Genomic DNA, 18,657 nt, shown 5'->3' with positions numbered 1-18,657 from the left:
TCCGCACCGCCTGCGCGGTCGGCCCGGAGCGGGGTCTCAGCCGACAGGGTCCAGCTGGACGACGAGTGCGCGGTGATCGCTCCCGCCCGCGTCCGACAGCACCTTCGAACCCGTGGCGCGCCAGTTCGCACTGGCCATGATGTGGTCGATGGGCGCGCCCAGCAGAGCGGGGGCGGCCGAGGGCCACGTGCCCTGCATCCCGTTGCCCGTGCTGCTGGCAGCATCCCGGCACTGTCCCATCGTGCCGCCGCCGCTGCCGAACGAGGCCATGTGGTCGAGGGTCGCGTTGAAGTCGCCGGCGAGGATGAAATCCCCGGCGGGGCACTGGTCCGCGATCCACGACAGGTCGGCCCGCCACTGCGCCATCGCCTCCCGGCGCGGTGCGACGGCGTGTACGGCGACGATCGTCGGGCCGTCGCCGTCGACCGGCATCGCCACGGCGCTGGGCACGGATCCGGTGTTGCTGGAGCCGTCCCGGGAGGAGGTGATCACCGAGTACGGACCGAGATCGGCGGAGATGAGGATCGTGGTCTGCCACGCCTGCGGGCCGTTGGCGACCTCCGGGCGGATGTTGACGTGGTGCACCCACATGGGCCGCCCGGCATCCCGCATCCGGATCGCGATCCGCTCGCCGACCTCCTCCGAGGTCTCCGGCAGCGCGACGATGTCGGCCTGCTGCTCGTCGATCACCCGAGCGATCCGCTCGGCGGGTACGGCGGCGCCGTTGGTGTTCCAGGTGAGCACGCGCAGCGCGGCATCCGTCTTCCCCGGCAGGTCACCGGCGCTGACGCCGCGCAGCCAGCCCACCGCTCCTGTCGCGCCCGCTCCCAGCAGTGCGATGACGAGGATGGAGGCGGCGAAGCCCCGCAGCGGTCTGGCGAACATCATCAGCAGCGCGAGGACGGCGACGACGAGGAGCATGCCCAGCATGAGCGCGCGGGAGGCGATGATCTGCGCGACCGGGAAGACTCCCTCGAGGTGGAAGAACTGCGGCCAGACGAGCACGGCCGTGACGATCGCGAAGAGCACCGAGATGAGGATTCCGACCAGACGTAGCATCGGCGACGAGCCTATGCGAAACGGCTGTGACGCCCCTGGCGGTACGCTCGGAGAATGATCCGTGCAGCGCGCCCCGACATCGCGGGGCCGAGCGATCTGCACCTGCACTCCAACCACTCGGACGGCACCGAGTCGCCGACCGAGGTGGTCCGCCAGGCGAACGCGCACGGCATCCGCACACTCGCACTGACCGACCATGACCGCACGACGGGATGGGACGAGGCCGGGGATGCCGCCGTGGCGCTGGGGATGACGTTCCTGCCCGGTATCGAGTTATCCGCCCGCCACGACTGGCGCAGCGTGCACGTGCTCGGGTACCTGTTCGATCCGGACTCGCCGGAGCTCGTGGCCGAGACCGGCCGCATCCGCGAGGACAGGATCGGGCGCGCGGAGCGGATCGTCCGCAGCATCGGCCGCGACTACGACCTCACCTGGGACGACGTGCTCGCGCAGACCGCGCCGGGCGCCACAGTGGGAAGACCCCACATCGCGGACGCCCTCGTGGCGCGGGGCATCGTCGCGGACCGCACGGCGGCGTTCCGCGGCATCCTGCACCCGCGGACCGGTTACTACGAGCCGCACTACGCCCCGGACCCGCTGACCGCGGTGCGGCTGATCACAGGGGCCGGGGGAGTGGCGGTCATCGCACATCCGGCGACCTCGGGCAGAGAACGGATGATGCCGGTGCCGTACCTCGAGCGGCTCATCGACGAGGGTCTGGGCGGTCTGGAGATCGACCATCGCGAGAACACCACGGCGGGCAAGCGGATGCTGCGGGACATCGCCGCGCGTCATGACCTGATCGTCACGGGATCCAGCGACTATCACGGCTCGGGCAAGCCCAACCTGCCGGGGGAGAACACCACGTCGGACGAGATGGTCACGCGGATCATCGACCGGGCCACGGGTTCGGAGCCGCGGCGGCCGTAGACCTCCGCAGCCGTCGGAACGCGAGCAGCGGTCCTCCGGAGCCGATGTCGTGCTTCGGCCTGCCCGCAGCGGTGCTGACGGGCCGGATCCCTGCGGCGATCGCCGACCCCGGCACCGTGGTCTGACGGGTGGACGGCGCCTCGTCAGTCGGCGGACGACGCGCCGTCTGAGCGCCGACGCAGATTCAGTCCGACGAGTCCGAGTCCGAGCACGGCCATCGTCACCGCCGTGCCGTGCAGTTCCGCACTGCCTATGCCGTGAGCGAAGGCCAGACCGAGCATGCTGGTGGACAGGATCGCACCGAGATAGCGTGACGTCTGGAACAACCCCGCCGCGATGCCGGCGGCCTCTTTCGGAGCGCTCCCGTTCATCCTCAGCTGCAGTGCGAGGTTGCACAGCGCATAGGGGAGCCCCAGCATCGCCAGCGCCGCGACCACGACCCACAGCGGGCTCGCGTCGTCGAAGAGCAGCAGGGCCGCCGAGCCGGCCACCAGCAGAGACGCCCCGAGGATCAGCATCCGCCCGGTGCCGAATCTGCGGATGAGGCGGGACGCCAACGGCGTGGCGATCGCGCCGATCGCGGCGAGCGGCAGCATGAACAGCCCGACCAGGGCGGGAGTCTGCCCGCGTACCACCTCGAGCCACTGCGGGACGCCGTAGAACGCTCCGTAGTACGCGAAGTTGAACACGGCGAACTGCACGTACACCCCCATCAGCGGTCGATTGCGCGTGAGCATGCGCACATCGAGGAACGGGGACGGTGCCCGGAGCTCGCGCCAGAGGAACGCCGCAGCCGCGATCGCCGTGGCCGGGACCAGCCACCACTGCGTGCCTGTGGGGATGGAGAGCATGAGCATCAGCAGGGAGAGCACGGTGCAGGCGAAGAGCAGGACGCCCAGCGGATCGAGCATCCGGAGCAGAGACGGCCGGGGCCCGGACCGCGTCGGCCTCCCCACCGGCGCGATGAAGAACAGCACCGCGAGTGCGGCGGCGAGACCGAGCGGAATGTTCACCCAGAACAGCGCCTGCCAACCGCCGACGGCGACGGCGACGCCGCCGATGATCGGTCCGAGCGCGGCACCCAGGCTGTTCGCCATCGCGATCGCGCTCATGCCGCTCTGCACGTCTTCGGGTCGGGATCTCGCCCGGATCAGGGCGACGGCGGAGGGGAAGGCCGTGGACGTGCCGATCGCCTGGAGCACCCGAGCTGCGAGCAGCAGCCCGAATCCCTGCGAGAAGGGTCCGACCACACCGCTCACCACCACCATCGTCATCCCGGCGATGAACACCCGTCTCGGCCCCAGCCGATCGCCGAGTCCGCCCATCAGCGGCTGGCCGACCGCCGCCGCGAGGTAGAAGGATGACACCACCAGCGTGACGTGGGTGGTGGACACGTCGAAATCGAGCGCAAGCAGAACCAGCGCGACCGAGATCATCGACGAGTTGAGCGGATTGAGCACCGTTCCGAGCGCCAGCGGGAGCAGGAGGCTCCAGCGCGAGGCATCGCCCGCCGCCCTTCCTCTCCGGGGCACCGAACCCACGCCGGTCAGGTCGCCGTCTGCGCGCGCTGCGCGCGGATCGTCGTCGCCGGCGTCTCCGGATCGCTGAAAAGGGTGATGGCGGCGAGCGCCGCATCCTTGATCTTCTCGATGTCCTTCATGTCTCCTCCATTCTCGTGTCTGGCGGATCGCCGTGCGACCGCCGTCGACGTGCGCCGTCGTTCGGAGCAGCGACGGCAGCTGCAGAAGGCCGAGTCCGGCGAAGGCACCGAGCGTGGAATCGCTCGGGCACGTGAAGACCGTCACCGGGATGTTCTTCTTCACATCGGGGGAGACGGCGCAGGCCGCGCCGTCGCACCGGCGGATGCAGACCCCCGCCGGCGGGAGTCAGGCGCCCGTCGGGGTGGCACCGCCCGAGCGGCGACGTCGCCGGCGGCGCTGCGGGGCGGGCTTGCCGTCGCGGTGCTCGCGCGTGGCGTCCCCGTCGTGCGTCCCGGTCCCCTCGGTTGCCGGCGCGGCGCCGGACGCTCCCTCGCCGGCCGCCGAGGTGCGGCGCTCGCCGGTCTCGGCGCCCTCGGCGAAGGTCGCACCGACCCGGTCGGCGCTCGAGCCCCGGCGGCGGCGACGCCGACGACGGGTGGTGCCCTCATCGGTGCCCTCGGCTGCCGCGTCCGCGGCCCGCTGCGGGCGGCGACTCCGGCGCTCCGACGGCGACTTCTCCGCCTTGGGCGCCGTCACGAGCCGTCCCTTGGTGCCCTCGGGGATGTCGAGGTCGGTGTACAGGTGCGGGCTCGACGAATAGGTCTCGATGGGCTCGGGCTGGCCGAAGTCCAGCGCGCGATTGATGAGGGCCCACTTGTGCAGGTCCTCCCAGTCCACGAAGGTCACGGCGATGCCGGTCTTGCCCGCGCGGCCGGTGCGACCGACCCGGTGCAGGTACGTCTTGTCATCGTCGGGGATGGTGTGATTGATCACGTGCGTGACGTCGTCCACGTCGATGCCGCGCGCAGCGACGTCGGTGGCGACCATCACGTCCCGCTTGCCGGACTTGAACGCGGCCATCGAGCGCTCGCGCTGCTCCTGACCCATGTCTCCGTGCACGCCGCCCACGTTGAAGCCGCGGTCGCTCAGCTCGTCGACGAGCTTCTGCGCCGCGCGCTTGGTGCGGGTGAAGATGACCGTCCTGCCGCGGCCCTCGGCCTGAAGGATGCGGGCGATGATCTCGTCCTTGTCCAAGGCGTGCGCGCGGTAGACGATGTGCTTGATGTTGGCCTGCATGCGGCCCTCATCGGGGTCGCTGGCGCGGATGTGGATCGGGTTGTTCATGAACCGGCGCGCCAGCGCGACGATCGGACCGGGCATGGTCGCCGAGAACAGCTGCGTGTGACGCACGGCGGGCACCTTGGAGAAGATCTTCTCGATGTCGGCGAGGAAGCCGAGATCCAGCATCTTGTCGGCCTCGTCGAGCACGACCTCGGTCGCGTGCGAGAGGTCCAGAAGCCGCTGGTTGGCGAGGTCGATGAGACGGCCGGGCGTGCCGACGACGATCTGCGCACCGGCCTTGAGCTGGTCGATCTGGCCTTCGTACGCCTTGCCGCCGTAGATCGCGACGACGCTCGTGGAGCGGTTGGAGGCCAGCATGTCGATGTCCTCGAACACCTGCACGGCCAGCTCGCGGGTCGGGACGACCACGAGCGCCTTGACGCCCGGCTCCGGGTTCGGGCCGAGACGCTGCACGAGAGGGATGCCGAAGCCGAAGGTCTTGCCGGTTCCGGTCTTGGCCTGGCCGATGATGTCCTGGCCGGGAAGACCCAGGGGGATGGTCTGCTCCTGGATCGGGAACGCGTCGACGATGCCCTTCGCGGCGAGGGCGTCGAGGATGTCCTGATCGATTCCGAGATCAGCGAATGAGGTCACAGTATGCTCTTTGCCTGTCCGGCGCGTGCACGGCCGTCGGCCGCGCGAGGGGCGCCTCGTGATGGATCCACGCCGTCACGTGTGCCACAGGCGCGGGGTCCTGCTCCGATGGCAGGACACGACCACCATACCCGACGGCGTGTCGGATTCCCGGAGAGCCGGCCGATGCCGGGACTCGGGTCGGCGGCATCGGCCGGCAGACCGGGGTTCGCGGCCGTCGCCGCAGGAGCGAACGGACCGGCACCAGTAGTCTGGGCACGTGGTCAACTGGTTCTGGAAGCGCAAGCCCCAGCGGCGCACCCTGACGCTGCGCAGTCGAGGGGACGACGGCGGTGCGCAGCGCGTCGACTTCGCCGAACTCGCCCCTGAGCTCAACCGCTTCCTCGGTCAGGCCGCGTACCTGCAGCTCGGCTACTTCGAGACGCTCAGCCGCGGCATCCGGGGCACCGCCGAACTGGCGCGCAAGGAGGCGCTGTCCCGCGCGGCGGGCGCGGCGCTGGACAAGCATCGGGGCATCGTGCAGGTCATCGCCGATCAGGGCGAGGATCCCACCGAGGTGATGCTGCCGTTCCGGGAGAACCTCGACGCGTTCCGGCGCAAGACGATCGGGGAGCGCCAGGAGGAGACGCTGCTGGCTGTGCATCTCACGGCGGGGATGCTCGACGACTTCTACCTCGCCCTGGCGTCCAGCTACGGCCGAACGGGGGAGCGCGTGGCGGAGATCCTCCGCCAGGACGATGCCGGCGACGAGATCGTCGCGATCATCCAGCAGACCATCGAGAGCGACCACGAGTGGCGCTCGCTGCTGTCGATGTGGGGCCGTCGCCTGGTCGGAGACACGCTGCTGGTGTGCCGTGACGCGCTGCGCCCGGGGCGTCTGGAGGCCGATGAGAAGCGCATCGAGCCGGTCTACACCGAGCTCATGGGTGCGCACGCCAGACGCATGGATGCCATGGGGCTCGCCTCGTAGGCCACGGGGCCCGGCGGGCATGCGCCGCATCCCGCGCGGTGCGGGCGCGTGCCCTCAGATGCCGAGCGCGGCCCGTGCCTTCTCATCTCCGCGCGCTCGCAGGATGCCGAGGGTGAGCGTCAGCAGCGCGGCCAGCACGATCCCGCCTCCGATGGCGGCGACCCACAGCCACACGCTGTCCTCGCCGACCCCGGCCCACTGCATGATCGTGTACACGGCGGCCGCCGTCGCGGTCGCGACCCCCGGAGCCACCGCCACGCCGCGCAGCTCGCGCCCGGGCATCAGGTAGTGCAGCCCGATGCCCAGGGAACAGGCCGCGATGAGCGCCAGCAGGATGTACATGTCAGGCGACGAAGCCGACGCGTCGGGACTCCTCGGCGCCCAACTCGATGTAGGCGAGGTTCGCGGTGGGGACGATGTACGAGCTTCCCTTCGCATCGGTGAAGCTCAGGTGGGTGGAGTTCTGCTCCAGGGCGGAGGCGACCTGCTCGCGCACCTCTTCGGTGCTGGCGCCGGATTCGAAGCTCAGCTCACGGCCGGTGTTGACGATGCCGATGCGGATTTCCACGCGATCTCCTCAGGTGTCTGCGAACACCGGCAACTCTACCGGCTGGGGTCGACGTCGGCCCCGGGGACGGAGCGGATTTCGCCGTGGGCGCACAGCACGCCCCAGGCCCCGTGCGACGGAGGATGTCGGCGGGCGCCGCTAGCGTGGAGGGCATGATAGAGGATGCCGCGCAGCGCGAGGTCGTGCACGCTGAGCCGACGGCATCCGCGGTCGTCATCGGCGCACCGGGGACGGGCAAGACCACGGCTCTGGTCGACCGTGTCGTGCACCTGCTCCAGGGCGCGCTGCGGCCGGAGGAGCTGCTGGTGCTCACCCCCAGCAGGCAGGCGGCGACGGCTCTGCGCGACAGGGTCGGCGTGCGCATCGCGCAGGCGACGCCGGGGCCGCTGGTGCGCTCGATCGCGTCGTTCGCCTTCCAGCTGGTGCGGGGTGTGACCGTGCAGCAGGGCATCGAGCCGCCCGCGCTGCTGACCGGCGCGGATCAGGACAGGATCATCGCCGATCTGCTGGCGGGCGACGCGGAGGACGGGACGGGGCGCTGGCCGGACACGCTGAGCCCCGCCGTGCGCGCCTCGAAGGTCTTCCGTTCGGAGCTGCGGGCCTTCCTCGCGGAGTGCACCGAGCTCGGCATCCGCCCGGGGGAGCTGGAGGCCTCCGGGCACGAGGTGTGGCGGGCCGCGGCGGACTTCTTCGACGAGTACCGCGCCGTCATGGACGGGATGCGGGGCGCGCACCGCGACATCCCGGAGCTGCTGTCCGAGGCCACCGGGATCCTCGCCTCGGCCGATGCGTCTGCGCTGGGCCCCCTGGCGGAGCTGCGCACTGTGCTCATCGACGACGCGCAGGAGCTCACCCGTGGCGGCGTGCGCCTGGTCCGCGCGCTGCGGTCGCGCGGCGTGGCCGTGCTGGCGTTCGGCGACCCGGACATCTCCTCCGGCGCCTTCCGCGGTGCCGGCCCGCAGCTGTTCGCGGAGCTCGCGCAGGTGCTCGGAGACGTGCGTGTGCTCGACGTCCCGCATCGGCAGGGCCCGGGGCTGACCGCGCTCACGCGCACGGTCACGCAGGCCATCGGCGTGGCGGGGAGGGTCGAGCACAGACGGCCTCCGGCCGAGACGACGGATGCCGGTGTCCGCGCGCTCATCGCGCCGTCCCCGCATGAGGAGATCGATCGGATCGCCGCGATCCTGCGGGAATGGCATCTCAGCGACGGCATCCCGTGGAGCGAACTGGCGGTGATCGCCCACGACACCAGGCAGATCGTCATGCTGGAGGCCGAACTGGCGGCCAGGGAGGTGCCCACGCGAGCCGCCGGCGTGCCGCGCCCGCTGGGCAGCGAGGGGACGGTGCGCGCGATCGTCGAGATCGTCCGGCTCGGGCTCGCTCCCGCCGAGGACCGGCCGTCGGATCTGCTGGCGGAGGCGCTGGTCTCGCCGTTCGGCGGACTTGACGCCATCGGGCTGCGCCGTCTGCGGGCCAGGCTGCGCCATGTGGAGCTGGCCGAGGGGGGATCGACGCCGGCACGGGAGCTGCTGCGCGAGGCCCTGCAGTTCCCGCACCTGTTCGATCGGGTGGACGCTCCGGAGGCGCGCGTGGCCAAGCGGTTCGCCGAGACGCTCGCGCAGGTGCACGAGGCGGGGCTCGCCGGCGAGACGATCCACGAGCTCCTGTGGCGGGTGTGGGAGCGGGCGCGGTCGGTGGGCGGGGCGTCCCTGCAGACCGAATGGCGTCAGGCGGCGGATCAGCCCGGCGGGGCGGAGATCGCCCGGTCCCTGGACAGTCTCGTGGCGCTGTTCGATGCCGCCAAACGGTTCGTGGAGCGCTCGCCGAGGGAGAAGCCCACCCTGTTCATCCGGGACATCCTCGACAGTGAGGTGCCCGAGGACACGCTGTCCACGCCCGATCGACCCGGACTGGTGACGCTGATGACCCCGGCGACGGCGCTGGGGGCGGAGTTCGAGGGTGTCGTCGTGGCCGGCGTGCAGGACGGCGTGTGGCCGAACGTGCGGCTGCGCGGCGGGATGCTGGAGACATGGCGGCTCGGTGAGTGGCTCGCCGCATCGCGCACCGGGGCGCCCGAGGTCGTGCCGGGTGTGCTCGACCGTCGTCGCGGGGCCATGCACGACGAGCTGCGGCTGTTCGTGCGCGCCATCTCGCGGGCCCGCTCGCGGCTGGTGGTCTCCGCTGTCGACGACGACGACATGACCCCCAGCCCGTTCTTCGCGTTCCTTCCCCCGCCGCCGCCCACCGAGGAGGACGAGCGGCGCTTCGCGCATCCGCCGACACTGCGCGGACTGGTCGCCAGGCATCGGCGCACGCTCACCACGGCGCCCGATGCGGCTGAGCGCGCGGCGGCGGCCGGACAGCTGCGCATCCTCGCCGATGCGGGCGTGCCCGGTGCGGCGCCCGACGAGTGGTACGGCGTGGCCGCACCGTCGAGCACCGCGCCGCTGCGGGATCTGACCGCGGCCCCCGTGCGCGTGTCGCCGTCTCGAATGGAGGCGTTCGAGGAGTGCGGGCTGAACTGGGTCGTCTCGGCGCTGGGCGGCGACACCGTCGCCCCGCCCACGGCGGGCATCGGCACGATCGTGCACGAGGCGATGGAGCGGGTCCCCGACGGGGATCTCGCGGCGATGCGCGCGATCCTCGACGAGCACTGGCCGGAGCTGGACTTCGAGACCGCGTGGATCGGACGCAAGGAGCGTCGTCGCGCGGACCTGTACGTGCAGAGGCTGCACAGCTATCTGGCGGCGGTCGCCGCGGACGGCGGACGGGCCGTCGGCACGGAGACGGCGTTCCGGTTCCTCGTCGATCTGGAGACCGGTGAGGTGATCGCGGACGACTCCGTATCACCCGGCATGACCCCGGGGTCGGCGCCGCGGGAGCTGATGATGTCGGGGGAGGTCGCGGCGAAACAGGATGGGGCGCCGGCGCGCGCGGTCGTCAGCGGCATCATCGACCGTGTCGAGGTGTACCCCTCGGGCGCCGGAGAGCACGGTCCGGCCCGCGGGCAGCGCTGGGAGCGGATGAGCGAGGGCGCGGGAGGGGAGCGGGTCGTCGTGGTGGATCTGAAGACCGGCAGGTACGAGCCCGACACGGAAGCCGCCGTGCGCGAGCACGCGCAGCTGGCGGCGTACCAGATCGCCGTCCGCCAGGGACTCGTCGAGGGCGCCTCGCCCCGAGCGCTCACCGGCGCGCGCCTGGTGATCGTCTCCAAGACGGTCGGCAAGGCGGAGTACCGGGTCGCGCACCAGCACGTCCTCGACGATCGGGCCAGGGCGGAGTTCCTGCGACGGGTCGCCGACGCCGGACGCGGTATGGCCGCCGGCAGCTTCACGGCGCAGGTCGAAGCGCACTGCGCCGACACCCAGGTGCGTGTGACGACCTGCCACATCCACACCATCCCGGCGGTGAGCGCATGACCTCGGTGTCGAGGACGGATGCCGCTGAGCCGGGCGCCGCGGCGGCGTTCGCCGGACCGTCGACGATCTCGGCCGAGACCATCGCCCTCGCACTGGGGCTGCCCGTGCCCACCCGGGAGCAGCAGCAGGTCATCCAGGCGCCGCCGTCGCCCGCGCTGGTCGTCGCGGGTGCGGGCAGCGGCAAGACGGAGACCATGTCGGGTCGAGTGGTGTGGCTGGTCGCCAACGGCCATGTGCGTCCCGATGAGGTGCTCGGCCTCACCTTCACCCGCAAGGCCGCCGGCGAGCTCGCCGAGCGCATCGGCGCCCGGCTGGAGGCGGTCGATCACTTCGCACGCCGCGGACTGCTGCCGCACCTGCCCGAACTGGTGGCGTCGGGCGCGCTGCACCGCATCCACGACGCCGCCCCCGGAGCCCAGCGGGATGCCGTGCGCGTCCAGGTGCTCGACGGCCTCGCCGAACGGCTGGGCACGGGGTGGGATCCGCGCACGCCCCGCTCCGCGGAGGACCTGCTGATCCGTCCTCGGGTGTCCACGTACAACGCCTTCGCCGACGGCATCGTCCGCGAGCACGCCGCACGCATCGGCCGGGATCCCGAGGCCGCGATGCTGAGCCAGTCCGCATCCTGGCTGATCGCCCGCACGGTCGTGCTGCGGGCGGACCTTCCCGGGTTGGAGGACATCGACCGCTCACTGGGCAATGTGATCGACGCCGTCCAGCGCCTCGCCGGCGAAGTGCTCGATCACCGCGTCGACCTCGACGACGTCGAGCGCGTCGCCCTCGCACAGGCCGCCGCGTTCGAGCCGTACCGGGACAAGCCCGATGTCGACAAGGCCGCGCTGAACCTGCTGAGCATGCCGGTGCTCGTCCAGCTGGTGCGCGACTACATCGCCGAGAAGGAGCGTCGTGGCGTGCTGGATTTCGCCGATCAGGTCGGCGGGGCGTTCGACATCGTCGAGACCGCGCCGGGTGTGCGCGCGGAGCTGCGCGAGCAGCACCGGGTCGTGCTGCTGGACGAGTACCAGGACACGTCGGTCATCCAGACCCGCTTCCTCGCCGCGCTCTTCCGCGACAGTGCCGTGATGGCCGTCGGCGATCCGCACCAGTCCATCTACGGCTGGCGCGGCGCGAGCGCGGACAACCTGTACGCGTTCAGCGCCTCCTTCGCCGACGAGCAGCCCGCGACGACGTACAGCCTCATGACGAGCTGGCGCAACGACCGCAGCATCCTCGCCGTGGCCGGTCGCATCCTCGAGCCGCTCACGCGTCCGGGACTGGACGTGCCCGCACTGCAGTCGCGACCCGGGGCCGGCGATGGTCGGGTGGATACGGTGTTCCCGCACACCGTCGACGATGAGGCGGAGGCCGTCGCGGAGTGGTTCCTCCAGCGCCGGGCGGAGCATCCCGCATCGGACGCTCCGGGTGCGTCACCCGGGCACACCGGTGCCATCCTGTTCCGCTCCAAACGGCACATGCAGACCTTCGCGGCGGCGCTCGCCCGGCGCGGGATCCCGCACCGCATCCTGGGATTGGGCGGCCTGCTGTCCACACCGGAGGTCGTCGATGTCGTCTCGATGCTCCGTGTCATCCATGACCCCACCGCGGGATCCGCGCTGATCCGGGTGCTGGTGGGCCCGCGCTTCGCGATCGGCCTCGCCGACATGGCGGCGCTGCACGACCTGGCCGCGACGCTCGCGGTCCGTGACGCCGACCTGGGGCCCCTGGCCGACGTGGTGAGGCAGCGGTTGCGATCCTCGCGCGGCGCCGATGAGGCGGTGTCGATCATCGACGCCGTGGACTTCGTGCGCGTCGTGCCCGACGACTACCGGATGCTGGCGGCCTTCACCGCCGAGGGCCGTGCCCGGCTGCGCGCGGCGGGCGAGATGCTGGAGCGGCTCCGGCGTTCGGCGGGCCTGCCGATCCCTGAGCTGATCCGGCTCATCGAACTCGAGCTGCGGCTGGACATCGAGCTCGCCGCCAACGAGTCTCGCGGCCCCGCTCGGATCGCCGCGACGCAGCTGCGGGCCTTCTCCGACGAGGTGAGGGCGTTCCTCGCCGCCGACGACCGCGGCACGATCGCGGGGCTGCTGGCCTGGCTCGACAAGGCCGAGAGCACGGACGAGCTCATGCCGCGGCCCGAACCTCCCGAACCCGGCGTGGTGCAGCTGCTGACCATCCACGGATCCAAGGGTCTGGAGTGGGATGCCGTCGCGGTCGTGCGGCTCGTCGAGGACGAGCTGCCCAGCCGGGTCGGCGACACGTCCGGCTGGTTCGGATTCGGCGTCGTGCCGTTCGCACTGCGTGGCGACCGCGACGCGCTTCCGGTGTTCCGCTGGGATCCGCAGGCGGAGATGGATGCCGCCGGCTCCGACCCCGTCCGACGGCACAGGGCCGCGCAGGACGCGCTGGCCGCGGGCGTGACGAAGGCCTTCCCGCACGGAGGTGCGCTGCGCAGGTTCAAGAACGAGTACCGGGACTACCAGCGGCAGGAGGAGCGCCGTCTCGCCTACGTCGCCGTCACTCGGGCTCGTCACGATCTGCTCCTGTCCGGTGCGCATTGGGCCGGTCAGGTCAAACCGCGCAGACCCAGCCCGTATCTGCTCGATGCGATCGAGGTGCTGGGGAGGGAACCCATCGGCGATGTCGACCCGGACGAGAACCCCTACGACGGTCCGGGACTCACCGTGTCGTGGCCGCTGGACCCGCTGGGAGGCAGACGGGCGCGAGTCATCGGTGCCGCGGAGGAGATGCGCGCGGCGATGGCGGGCGACGCCCCGGCGCCGACTCCGCAGCTGGAACGGCTGCTGGCGGAGCGCGCCGAGCGACTGCGCGGCGGCGCGGGGACGGCACCCACGCGCGTCCCGGCGTCGCGATTCAAGGACTGGGTCACCGACTACGCGGGCACCCTGCGCGACCTCGGACGCCCCATGCCGGAGCGGCCCTACACGCAGACCCGCATCGGCACGCTCTTCCACGCCTGGGTCGAGCGCCGCTCCGGTCTGGTCGGCTCAGGGGCCTCGGCGGATGCCGCGCTGTGGGAGCTCGATGAGGATGCGGGGGACTCGGCGGGCACTGCGCCCGTCACCCCCGGCGAGGACGATGAGAAGGCGCTGAGTGCGCTGCGTGAGGTCTTCGAGCGCAGCGAGTGGGCGCAACTGCAACCGATCGCCGTGGAGATCGAGATCGACTTCGCCTTCGGCGCCGCGTCCGGCCAGGACGCGGGACACATCATCATCTGCAAACTCGACGCGGTCTACCGTCGCGAGGATCGCGGCGGGCGCATCGAGATCGTGGACTGGAAGACCGGCCGCGCACCGCGCACGGCGCAGGAGAAGGAGGAGCGGATGCTGCAGCTCGCTCTCTACCGCCTGGCGTATCACCGCCGGTACGGCGTCCCCCTCGAGCAGATCGACGTCGCGCTGTTCTACGTCGCCGATGATCTCGTCATCCGCGGCGACCGCGTCTACTCCGAGGCCGAGCTCGTCCAGCGCTGGAGCGCCGCACGAGCCGCGCGCTGAGCCTCCGCCGCCGAGTCCAGATCGCTCGCCCGCCCGTCCGGTGCCGAGACGTCCGCGCCGCCCTCGGCCTCCGTGCCCCGATGGTCGTGGGCGGAGCCGCGCACCGCGCTGATCTCCGTGAGGTCCTGCGTGGGCTCTCCCGCCGGATCCGCCTGCGGCGCCGCATCCGACTCCGCCGAGGCTGCATCCGCCGAAGGCTCCTCCTCAGCGGCGGTCGAGTCGTCCTCGGCCTCCGCGTCGTCCTCGTCCGGCCACAGATCCTCCGGACGATACGCATCCGTCTGCATGGAGGTGTCGATGGCCGGTGTCGCCGTGTCCGGGGTGCGCTCGAGCACGTCGAGAGCGGAATCCACTCCGCCGGTGTATGTCGCGATCACCCGCAGGTCGTCACTGCGCAGTCCGTCGGAGAGCGACTCCAGCAGACCCGCGGCATCGTCGACGATGTCCTGACGGTGCAGGTCGTCGCCGTGCACGAGCCAGCGTGCGAACTCCAGCTCGGCGTGCAGCCGCGCACGCACGCGCAGCGCGGGGTCCACCGCACGCGGCGACGCCGACACGTAGGCCACATGCACATCCTCCGCCGCATCCGGGGCTCCGGAGAGCCAGCCGAGATCCTCCGCGGGGTCGCCGATCGCCAGACCGTTCCACCCGATCACCCCGCTGACGCGCGGACCCTCCTCGGGGTCGTCCTCGAAGAGGAACGACTGGGCCTGGATTCCCGCCAGCGTGACGGTGGTCTCGAACCGCCACAGGTCGTCGTCGGCCGCCGCATCCCGCCACCGGGCGGTGAGCCGGGCAGGCACGCGCCCCGTCGTCGCGGCGCGGTCGATGAGCTGCCGGATCTCACTGCGCACGCCGCCCGCGTCCCGCACCGGCAGGCCCGAGGCGCGGACCACCGAGCCGGGAAGTGCGTGCAGCGCCGCGATGGCCTCACCGATCGAGACGGCCGCACCGCGGCCGGCGGGGATGAGCGCGGCATCGATCTGGAATCCGGGCACGAGATCCGTCACGAGAGCTCTGGCATCCGCGACCCTCGTCTCGCCGATGCGCGTGGGCACCTGGAACGGGAGCATCTCCCGCGCCCCGGGGGTGAGGGCGCGCAGTGCCAATGACTCCTCGGCGAGCTCGGTGGCCGTCGCATCGTCGGAGGCGACGCGGATGACGAGCTCCCGACCGTCGGCGAGCGTCGCGACGGCCGAGTCGAATCGCCCATCCCCTCCCGAGGTCAGGGCGCGGGCGCCGACGACCTCCGCCCCGGGCAGTGCGGCCGTGACCGCCGCCACTAGAGTGAAAGGTGAGCGTGCCATGTCCTCCAGGGTAGGCGCGCACCGCAGCCGGTGCGCCCCACGCCACGCCCTTGCCCTGGTTTGCGGCGGCCGAGCGCACAGCAGGAGAGCAGGAGGGGTCGATGAGCTCTGAACGGGAAGCCCTCGACCGTGCGGCCTCGCTGCGCACCGTCGACGGGATCGTGGAGCGGCTGCGCGAGACGGAGGGCACCCGTGTCGTGGTCGTCCGCGACGGGCGTCTGAGGATCACGGCGGATGCGGTGCTGCGCGCCGATGCCGGCGGCGTCGGCGACGCCGAGTGGGCCCTGCTCGGCCGCGACCGTGACGGCGTGCCGCTGCTGCTCGCATCCGTGCCCGTCCTGACGGACAGCATCGACTCCGCCCCCGAGGAGACCTGGGTGGGGCTGCGTGATGTGGGGGGCCGACTCGACGCGCACGAGACCGACCTCTTCGTCACCGCCGTGTCATTGGCGGCCTGGCTCGTCGACGCGCCGTTCTGCCCGGCATGTGGGAGCCGGCTGACCTTGGCGCTGGCCGGCTGGTCGCGCCGATGCCCGAACTGCGGGGCCGAGCACTTCCCGCGCACCGACCCCGCTGTCATCGTCGCCGTGGAGAGCCCGGATGGGAAGCGGCTGCTGCTGGGCGCGAACGCGAACTGGCACGGTCGCATGTTCTCCTGCTTCGCCGGGTTCGTCGAGGCGGGGGAGTCCCTCGAGGTCACCGTGCACCGCGAACTCGCCGAGGAGGCGGGTGTGCGGCTGAGGGGGGTGCGCTACCTCTCCTCCCAGGCCTGGCCGTACCCGCGCTCGCTCATGCTGGGCTTCCGGGCCGTCGCCGCCGACGAGCACGTCCGCCCGGACGGTGAGGAGATCGTCGAGGTGCGCTGGCTGACCCGCGACGAGATCCGCACCGCACTGGCGGGAGACGGACCGGTGGGCCTCCCCGGACCGGCGTCGATCGCGCGTCGGCTCATCGAGGACTGGTACCGGGAGGGCGACCCGGAGACATCCGATGCGCGGGAAGGAGTCGGGTGAGCGCTCTCGACGCCCTCGACGAGCACCAGCGCCGGGCGGCATCCGTGCTGCGCGGCCCCGTCGCCGTGCTCGCGGGCGCGGGCACCGGCAAGACCCGGGTGATCACGCATCGGATCGCCCACGGAGTCGACACCGGTGCGTACTCGCCCTCGCGGGTGATGGCGCTGACGTTCACCACCAAGGCCGCCGGTGAGCTGCGCGGACGTCTGCGGGCGCTGGGGGTCGGCGGTGTCTCCGCGCGCACCTTCCACAGCGCCGCGCTCGCTCAGCTGAACTTCTTCTGGCCGACCCTCACCGGCGACACGGCCCCCGGCATCATCGACAACAAGGTGCGGATGCTGGGGCAGGCGGCGGATGCCATGGGGCTGCGCCCGCGCACGGCCACACTGCGAGACATCGCCGCCGAGATCGAGTGGCGCAAGGTGTCGATGCTGTCGATCGAGCAGTACGCGCAGCAGGACCGCCCGATCAGCGGCATCCGTCCCGAGCAGCTCCTCGAACTGCAGGCCGCGTACGAGGCGCTGAAGGACGAGCGCAGACAGCTGGACTTCGAGGACGTGCTGCTGGCCTGCGCGGGCATGCTGGAGTCCGAGCCGCGGGTGGCGACGGCCGTGCACGAGCAGTACCGTCACTTCACCGTCGACGAGTACCAGGACGTGTCGCCGCTGCAGAACCGCCTGCTGGAGCTGTGGCTGGGCGATCGGCGCGACATCTGCGTCGTCGGCGACGCCAGCCAGACCATCTACTCCTTCGCCGGTGCGCAGCAGCGCTTCCTGCTGGAGTTCGAGAGACGGTATCCGGATGCCACCGTCGTGCGCCTGGAGACGAACTACCGTTCCCGCGCGCCGATCCTCGCCGTCGCCAACGCGCTCATGCGCGGGCGTCCCGGAGCACTCGCGCTGCAGCCTGCGCAGGCGGATGCGGCAATCGAACCCGGTGCGGCGGATGCTCCGGCGTCGGTCCCGACGGTCACCGCGTACGACAGCGAGCAGGAGGAGGCGGAGGGCATCGCCGCGGCCGTCGCCGAGCGGATCGGCGCCGGCACCTCGCCCTCCGACATCGTCGTGCTGTACCGTGCGCACGCCCAGTCGGCGGTGCTGCAGCAGGCGCTGGCTGCGCGGGGCATCGCGACGAGCGTTCTCGGCGGCACGCGGTTCTTCGACATGCCGGAGGTCCGTCAGGCGGTGCTCGCGCTGCGCGGTGCGGCCGTCGCGCCGACCGACATCGGTTTCCTGCCCACGGTGCGCGACGTGCTGCGGGGGCTGGGCCTCACCGACGAGCCTCCGGAGGCCGGCGGTGCGCAGCGCGATGGATGGGAGGCGCGCAGGGCGATCCTGCGTCTGGCGGAGGAGGCACCGGCGGGCACGACGCTGCGGACGTTCGCCGACGAGCTGATGGCGCGCGCGAAGGACCAGCACGAGCCCGCGCTGCGCACCGTGACGCTGTCCACGCTGCACGCCGCGAAGGGCCTGGAGTGGCCGCACGTGCTGCTGGCGGGCTGGGCGGAGGGTGCGCTGCCGATCTCGTACGCGACGACGTTCGAGCAGATCGACGAGGAGCGCCGACTCGCCTATGTCGGCATCACGCGGGCCGCGCGTACGCTGGCGATCTCATGGGCGCGGAGCGCCGGACGAGGGGAACGGGCGCCGTCGCGCTTCCTGGCAGAGATCGGGACGACGGGCCGAGGCACGGGCATCCTTCGTGATGCCGCACCGAGCTCCAGGACAGCCGGCCGTCGGGGCTGACCCGGACCAGCTCGCCGGAGTCTCCGACCGGTGCCCGCAGCACCCGCGTCGCCAGGACCGCCGCTTGCGAGATGCGCGCCGACGACACCCGGGTGCGTCGGCCCACCAGCTGGGCGTGCAGCATCGGCCACGCCGGATCCCGCTCGCGTTCGTGCTCGTCGCGGCACGACAGGCAGGGCGTGCGCCCGGGCAGCACGAGCGGGCCGATCGTGGCGGCCTGCTGTTCGAACGCCACCGGCAGATGCGGCCGGTCCTCGCGCAGGTACGGAACCAGCTGCAGTGCGGCGGCGGCGCCTTCGATGAGCACGATGGTCACGGTCCCGGGGGAGCCGGCTCCCGCCACTTCGATGCCCTCATCCGTCAGCGCCTGGGACATACGGGTCTGCAGGCGCGGGTCGGACACGTTCACGACCTCCACGCACACCGGCGGTGCGGGATCGGGGTCGCTCACCAGCACGGGCCGCAGCGAGGCGAGCAGTTCGCGTGCCGCGGTGCGCGGCGCGCCGGCCTCGTGGGCGATGACGTCGAACGCCGCCGGCCGGATGCCGGTCGCCAGCCGCCTCAGCAGCGGCTCGATCCACGGCTCGTCGACGTCGACGCGGACGATCCCCTCCAGGCCGAACTGCACGGTGGTCTCGTCTCGCCACAGCAGTGGGTAGCGAGCATCCAGACGCGTCGTCGGGGGTGTCGATCGGCGGTTCATGCCCTCGAT

At 71.8% G+C, this 18,657-nt stretch carries 12 protein-coding genes; 6 read left to right on the top strand and 6 right to left on the bottom strand.

Features of this window, described 5'->3' with window-relative positions; translation table 11 throughout:
• Positions 1-36 precede the first annotated feature (36 nt).
• The gene (locus ABD770_RS01825) at positions 37-1,059 is read right to left on the bottom strand and encodes an endonuclease/exonuclease/phosphatase family protein (RefSeq protein ID WP_344817781.1); all 1,023 of its coding nucleotides are present in this window, start codon (positions 1,057-1,059) and stop codon (positions 37-39) included.
• A gap of 54 nt (positions 1,060-1,113) precedes the next feature.
• Between ABD770_RS01825 and ABD770_RS01820 the strand changes: the two genes are divergently transcribed.
• Entirely contained in the window at positions 1,114-1,989 is an 876-nt protein-coding gene (locus ABD770_RS01820) for a PHP domain-containing protein (RefSeq protein ID WP_344817780.1), read from the top strand.
• 143 nt (positions 1,990-2,132) lie between these two features.
• On the opposite strand, the gene ABD770_RS01815 is transcribed toward ABD770_RS01820, so the two are convergent.
• Both ABD770_RS01815 and ABD770_RS01810 read right to left on the bottom strand, forming a co-directional pair.
• Positions 2,133-3,521, bottom strand: a complete 1,389-nt coding sequence (locus ABD770_RS01815) for an MFS transporter (RefSeq protein WP_344817779.1) — start codon at positions 3,519-3,521, stop codon at positions 2,133-2,135.
• A gap of 354 nt (positions 3,522-3,875) precedes the next feature.
• Positions 3,876-5,405: a DEAD/DEAH box helicase gene (locus tag ABD770_RS01810; protein WP_344817778.1), complete on the bottom strand. Its 1,530-nt coding sequence runs from the start codon at positions 5,403-5,405 to the stop codon at positions 3,876-3,878.
• 259 nt (positions 5,406-5,664) lie between these two features.
• Here ABD770_RS01810 and ABD770_RS01805 point away from each other — a divergent pair, with 259 nt between their 5' ends.
• Positions 5,665-6,375 (top strand): ferritin-like fold-containing protein, encoded by a 711-nt coding sequence (locus tag ABD770_RS01805; protein WP_344817777.1) that lies wholly within the window; start codon positions 5,665-5,667, stop codon positions 6,373-6,375.
• 54 nt (positions 6,376-6,429) lie between these two features.
• On the opposite strand, the gene ABD770_RS01800 is transcribed toward ABD770_RS01805, so the two are convergent.
• The gene (locus ABD770_RS01800; RefSeq protein ID WP_344817776.1) at positions 6,430-6,717 is read right to left on the bottom strand and encodes a hypothetical protein; all 288 of its coding nucleotides are present in this window, start codon (positions 6,715-6,717) and stop codon (positions 6,430-6,432) included.
• A gap of 1 nt (position 6,718) precedes the next feature.
• Positions 6,719-6,943: a DUF3107 domain-containing protein gene (locus ABD770_RS01795; protein WP_344817775.1), complete on the bottom strand. Its 225-nt coding sequence runs from the start codon at positions 6,941-6,943 to the stop codon at positions 6,719-6,721.
• A gap of 152 nt (positions 6,944-7,095) precedes the next feature.
• Between ABD770_RS01795 and ABD770_RS01790 the strand changes: the two genes are divergently transcribed.
• Positions 7,096-10,362 (top strand): ATP-dependent helicase, encoded by a 3,267-nt coding sequence (locus ABD770_RS01790; protein WP_344817774.1) that lies wholly within the window; start codon positions 7,096-7,098, stop codon positions 10,360-10,362.
• Positions 10,359-13,880, top strand: a complete 3,522-nt coding sequence (locus ABD770_RS01785; protein WP_344817773.1) for an ATP-dependent helicase — start codon at positions 10,359-10,361, stop codon at positions 13,878-13,880. The genes ABD770_RS01790 and ABD770_RS01785 overlap by 4 nt, the downstream gene beginning before the upstream one ends.
• On the opposite strand, the gene ABD770_RS01780 is transcribed toward ABD770_RS01785, so the two are convergent.
• Positions 13,826-15,187, bottom strand: a complete 1,362-nt coding sequence (locus ABD770_RS01780; RefSeq protein ID WP_344817772.1) for a phosphotransferase — start codon at positions 15,185-15,187, stop codon at positions 13,826-13,828. The genes ABD770_RS01785 and ABD770_RS01780 overlap by 55 nt on opposite strands.
• A gap of 101 nt (positions 15,188-15,288) precedes the next feature.
• Here ABD770_RS01780 and nudC point away from each other — a divergent pair, with 101 nt between their 5' ends.
• Positions 15,289-16,200 carry an NAD(+) diphosphatase gene (gene nudC / locus ABD770_RS01775; RefSeq protein WP_344817771.1) on the top strand — a complete coding sequence of 304 codons (912 nt, stop codon included), beginning with the start codon at positions 15,289-15,291 and terminating at the stop codon, positions 16,198-16,200.
• Entirely contained in the window at positions 16,197-17,945 is a 1,749-nt protein-coding gene (locus tag ABD770_RS01770) for an ATP-dependent helicase (RefSeq protein ID WP_344817770.1), read from the top strand. The genes nudC and ABD770_RS01770 overlap by 4 nt, the downstream gene beginning before the upstream one ends.
• Positions 17,946-18,657 lie beyond the last annotated feature (712 nt).

It is taken from the genome of Microbacterium soli (assembly GCF_039539005.1).
GTDB classification, from domain to species: domain Bacteria; phylum Actinomycetota; class Actinomycetes; order Actinomycetales; family Microbacteriaceae; genus Microbacterium; species Microbacterium soli.
Note: the sequence above shows the minus strand (reverse complement) of the source record. Positions and strands in the feature narration are given on the sequence as shown.

Bases quoted from the DNA above. Each gene is read 5' to 3' on its own strand.
- ABD770_RS01825 (WP_344817781.1), bottom strand. From the start codon at position 1,059: ATGCTACGTCTGGTCGGAATCCTCATCTCGGTGCTCTTCGCGATCGTC.
- nudC (WP_344817771.1), top strand. From the start codon at position 15,289: ATGAGCTCTGAACGGGAAGCCCTCGACCGTGCGGCCTCGCTGCGCACC.
- ABD770_RS01785 (WP_344817773.1), top strand. From the start codon at position 10,359: ATGACCTCGGTGTCGAGGACGGATGCCGCTGAGCCGGGCGCCGCGGCG.
- ABD770_RS01790 (WP_344817774.1), top strand. From the start codon at position 7,096: ATGATAGAGGATGCCGCGCAGCGCGAGGTCGTGCACGCTGAGCCGACG.
- ABD770_RS01780 (WP_344817772.1), bottom strand. From the start codon at position 15,187: ATGGCACGCTCACCTTTCACTCTAGTGGCGGCGGTCACGGCCGCACTG.
- ABD770_RS01800 (WP_344817776.1), bottom strand. From the start codon at position 6,717: ATGTACATCCTGCTGGCGCTCATCGCGGCCTGTTCCCTGGGCATCGGG.
- ABD770_RS01820 (WP_344817780.1), top strand. From the start codon at position 1,114: ATGATCCGTGCAGCGCGCCCCGACATCGCGGGGCCGAGCGATCTGCAC.